Origin of the sequence: Serratia sp. M24T3, from assembly GCF_000257645.1 — a bacterium.
Taxonomy (GTDB): domain Bacteria; phylum Pseudomonadota; class Gammaproteobacteria; order Enterobacterales; family Enterobacteriaceae; genus Rouxiella.
In genome coordinates, this window is the sequence record NZ_AJHJ01000114.1 from 1 (window position 1) to 218 (window position 218).

Here is a 218-nt window from a genome sequence, read left to right on the forward strand (position 1 = left end):
AATTTGATGCCTGGCAGTTCCCTACTCTCGCATGGGGAGACCCCACACTACCATCGGCGCTACGGCGTTTCACTTCTGAGTTCGGCATGGGGTCAGGTGGGACCACCGCGCTACTGCCGCCAGGCAAATCTTGGTGCTAGAAACGATGCTTTTACCCTGCTGCTGCGTTGGCCGCCTTCGCGCAATTTCGTCACATACCCACGTATGCTCCTCATTAC

General features: G+C 56.9%; 1 rRNA gene. It reads right to left on the reverse strand.

Annotation, left to right across the window (positions count from 1 at the left end):
* Window positions 1-8 precede the first annotated feature (8 nt).
* Window positions 9-124 (reverse strand): 5S ribosomal RNA (gene rrf / locus SPM24T3_RS24210).
* Window positions 125-218 lie beyond the last annotated feature (94 nt).